Source organism: Mycobacterium sp., assembly GCF_036488105.1.
Lineage (GTDB): Bacteria > Actinomycetota > Actinomycetes > Mycobacteriales > Mycobacteriaceae > Mycobacterium.
This window is the reverse complement of record NZ_DASXHW010000084.1, coordinates 1-3,746: the sequence shown is the minus strand read 5'-3', so window position 1 is coordinate 3,746 and position 3,746 is coordinate 1. Positions and strand designations below refer to the sequence as shown.

At 63.8% G+C, this 3,746-nt stretch carries 6 protein-coding genes; 2 read left to right on the top strand and 4 right to left on the bottom strand.

Translation table 11 applies throughout. The features are described from left to right. Window positions 1-187 precede the first annotated feature (187 nt). Window positions 188-712 (bottom strand): TetR/AcrR family transcriptional regulator, encoded by a 525-nt coding sequence (locus VGH54_RS04810; RefSeq protein ID WP_414688643.1) that lies wholly within the window; start codon window positions 710-712, stop codon window positions 188-190. Between the two features lie 127 nt (window positions 713-839). Between VGH54_RS04810 and VGH54_RS04805 the strand changes: the two genes are divergently transcribed. Further along, window positions 840-1,829, top strand: a complete 990-nt coding sequence (locus tag VGH54_RS04805) for an oxygenase MpaB family protein (RefSeq protein ID WP_331510800.1) — start codon at window positions 840-842, stop codon at window positions 1,827-1,829. Between the two features lie 96 nt (window positions 1,830-1,925). On the opposite strand, the gene VGH54_RS04800 is transcribed toward VGH54_RS04805, so the two are convergent. After that, a complete protein-coding gene (locus VGH54_RS04800; protein ID WP_331510799.1) occupies window positions 1,926-2,129 on the bottom strand; it encodes a zinc transporter Slc39a7 in 204 nt (67 codons plus the stop codon). Between the two features lie 34 nt (window positions 2,130-2,163). Next, entirely contained in the window at window positions 2,164-2,334 is a 171-nt protein-coding gene (locus tag VGH54_RS04795) for a hypothetical protein (RefSeq protein WP_331510798.1), read from the bottom strand. 80 nt (window positions 2,335-2,414) lie between these two features. Between VGH54_RS04795 and VGH54_RS04790 the strand changes: the two genes are divergently transcribed. Next, window positions 2,415-3,314: a class I SAM-dependent methyltransferase gene (locus tag VGH54_RS04790; protein ID WP_331510797.1), complete on the top strand. Its 900-nt coding sequence runs from the start codon at window positions 2,415-2,417 to the stop codon at window positions 3,312-3,314. 14 nt (window positions 3,315-3,328) lie between these two features. Here VGH54_RS04790 and VGH54_RS04785 read toward each other — a convergent pair whose 3' ends face one another. Then, entirely contained in the window at window positions 3,329-3,727 is a 399-nt protein-coding gene (locus VGH54_RS04785) for a nitroreductase/quinone reductase family protein (protein ID WP_331510802.1), read from the bottom strand. Window positions 3,728-3,746: the final 19 nt, after the last annotated feature.

Genomic DNA, 3,746 nt, shown 5'->3' with positions numbered 1-3,746 from the left:
TGTGCACGCTCAGATGCCGGTTCATGTACTTCTCGACAACCGGCTCGAGTTCGCGCAACAGGTCCAGGTCTTGAGGATCCGGCACAACGCCTCCCAGTTATCTGTGTATGTCGGTTTCAGTAAATATATCTATTTATGCCGGTGACATTCAAGTTCCGTCTCTCCGGGACCTTCCGCGTCGCGGTGGCTAGTGTGCCGTAACCCTGCTGAGCAGCATTTCCACGCAGTAGTCGATGAATTGTTCGCGGCTGGCGGCCAGTCGCCCGTCCAGGTAGGCGGTGAACAGCGCCGTCAGGCCGCCGATCAAGCTGGTGGCGATCATCTTCTGTCGCACCGGATCGCCGATCTGGGTCAGCTTGCGCTGCAGCAGCTCGATGAAGCTGGGCATCCATTGCGCACCCGAGTGCACCAGGACCGGTTCCACCGCCGGGGCCAGCAAGAGCACGCGCCCGCGCGCCGGGTCGTCGACCATCAGCGCGACGAATTGCTCGACGGCCTCGCGTGGCGTCGCGGCCGACGTCAACGCCGACATGGCCCTGGTGCACACGTCGTCGTAGACGGCACGCACGAATTCGTCGCGGTCAGCGAAGCTTTCGTAGAAGTAGCGTTCGGTGAGTCCGGCTTGCCGGCACACCGCCCGCACCGTCACCGCTGGGCCGCTTGGCCCACCGAGTAGTTGCACGCCGGCGGCGACGAGTTCGTCTCGCCGCATGGCCTGGCGATCCTCGAGGGGGATACCCGACCAGCGACGCGCGCGTTGACCGGACGGCACTTCACTCCTAGACTCTATTGACAACGCATGTAGTCAGATTGCCTGACTCGGACAGGAAATAGCATCAGTGACTCAAGATACGTCGGCGGCAGCCCCGGTTGCGTCGGGTTGCCCGGTTTCGCCGCTGGGATATGAAGCTCCGCCTCAACCGCTTGGCCCTGACTCGCTGACCTGGCGGTATTTCGGTGACTGGCGGGGCATGCTGCAGGGTCCGTGGGCAGGTTCGATGCAGAACATGCATCCGCAGTTAGGTGCGGCCGTCGAAGACCACTCGACGTTTTTTCGGGAGCGCTGGCCTCGGTTGCTGCGATCGCTGTACCCGATCGGTGGTGTCGTTTTCGACGGTGATCGCGCGCCGACCACCGGGGCCGAAGTGCGCGACTACCACGTGGAAATCAAGGGCGCCGATAGTCAGGGCCGGCGATATCACGCGCTGAACCCCGACGTTTTCTACTGGGCGCACTCGACGTTCTTCGTCGGCACGATCCACGTCGCCGAACGGTTCTGCGGCGGCCTCAGCGAAGCGCAGAAGCGCCAGCTGTTCGACGAGCACATCGAGTGGTACCGAATGTACGGCATGAGCATGCGCCCGGTGCCGAAGAGCTGGGAAGACTTCCAGGTGTACTGGGACCACATGTGCAGCGAGGTACTGGAGACCAACTTCGCCGCACGCGAGGTGCTTAACCTCACCGAGCTGCCGAAACCGCCTTTCGCGCAATGGATTCCGGATCGCCTGTGGGCCGTGCAGCGCAAACTGCTTGCACCGTTCTTCGTCTGGGTGACGGTTGGACTGTACGACCCGCCGGTGCGCAAGCTGATGGGCTATAGCTGGTCACGTCGCGACGAGTGGCTGCACCGCCGCTTCGGCGACGTCGTCCGCCTGATCTTCGCCGTCGTGCCGCCGCGCTACCGCAAGCATCCACGAGCCCGGGCCGGCTTCGACCGGGCCAACGGCCGGATTGCGGCCGATACCCCGTTGGTGCAGACGCCGGCCCGCAATCTGCCGCCGCTCGACGAGCGAGGCGACCCGAAGCACTACTGCCCCAACGTCGTCTGACGGTCAGACGCCGGCGACCCGCCGCTGGCCGCCATTGCGCTCGCGCCAGAAGCGGTACACCTCGACCGCCTCTGCGCGAGGTCCATCACGGGCGCTCTAGTGGTGGGCGTGCTGGTGAACCTCCTCCAGCCCGGCTTGGTGCAAATGCGAATGGGTGTGCTCGGTCCCGTCATGGTGGGTATGGGTGTGCTCGTGCTCGACGTGCTCGTGCTCGTGATCGGTGTGCGGATGCGTGTGCTCGACGCCGCCGTGCTCGTGCTGGTGCGAATGCGGGTCCTCGTGGGTGTGTTGTTCGGTCATCTCTGATCATCTCCTTTGTTGCGAAACACTTTGTCTAACTCCGCTCCTTGACTATCCGCAACCCGTCGTCACCCCGGTGATGTCGGGGAACTCCGGGGCCGGAGTGTTCGGGCGTGCGGGTCACATCTGCAAGCATCCGGAAGACCTCGACGACCAGGCCGACCTGGTCATCGGGGAGCCGGACCTCTTCAATACCTGCATGCATACGCAGATACTAAGGCATAGCCGCCAGCGTGGCAATAACTAGATCATCTATATTGTTTTGAGAGCGTGATAGGAGCCGTGATGTCGTTACGCAGCGAAAGCGACAGCTGGGATCTCGCGACGAGCGTCGGCGCGACCGCGACGATGGTGGCGGCCAACCGGGCGTTGGCGTCCCAGGCCGGGTTGATCGACGACCCGTTCGCGGCGCCGCTGGTGCGCGCGGTCGGCATCGACGTCTACACCCGGCTGGTGAATGGCGAGATCCCGGTTGGCGACGAGACCGAATTCGATCCGGCCCGGATGGGCCGGGGGATGGCGGTCCGGACCCGGTTCTACGACAACTTCTTCCTCGACGCGACGCGCAGTGGTATTCGGCAGGTGGTCATTGTCGCCGCCGGCCTGGACTCGCGGGCCTATCGGCTGCCGTGGCCGGAGGGCACCGTCGTCTATGAGGTCGACATGCCGAATGTGATCGAGTTCAAAACCTCGACGCTGAGCAAGCTCGGTGCCGAGCCGACGGCCGAGCGCCGAACCGTCGCCGTCGATTTGCGCGACGACTGGCCCGCGGCACTGCGGGCGGCCGGCTTCGATCCGCAGGCCCCGTCGGTATGGAGTGCCGAAGGTCTGGTGCTTTACCTGCCGCCCGAAGCCCAGGACGCGCTGTTCAGCAACATCACCGCGCTGAGTGCGCCGCAGAGCCAACTGGCCTGCGAGTTCGTCCCTGACACAACAGTTTTCAATGATCCGCACTGGCGCAGCCACCACGATCGGATGAGCGAGCTGGGTTTTGAGATCGATTTCAACGACTTGGTGTACCACTACGAGCGCAGCCACATCATTGAAGATCTCACCAAGCGCGGCTGGCAGGTGGCGCATCGCCCCGTCGCCGAAATGCATGCCGCTAACGGCTTCCAGTACGCCGACGACGAGGTCGCGCAAGCGTTCGCCGACATCACGTATCTCAACGCCGTGCGGAGCTGACCGGAGGCCAGAACTCAGTCGGTGAAGTCGATCCTGACCGAGACCGGAGTCGTCTCCAACGCCTTGGCGACTTTGGATGCCACCAGCCCGAACTTGCGACCGCGCGCCGCGACGTCGTCATCAGGTCTGAATTCCGCTACTCCGGCGCGCCACTGATTTCCTTGTCGCACACGAACATTAGGGTTATCGACAATATTTCGGCCCCAGCCGGAGCGGGTGCCGTGCTGACAGATGACCCACGCCCCGTCGTGGTCGAATTGCACCGAAACGGGAACGCGGCGCAGCTGGCCGGTCTTGCGGCCGACGGTCTCCAGTTCGGTGGCCATCGCGGTGCGCAGCCCCAGCTTGCTCAGCCCCTTGACCGCAGGATTGAGCACGCGACCGACGGCGCGCTCTCGACGGAATTTCCGCAACGTTTTGTCATTGTCGCTG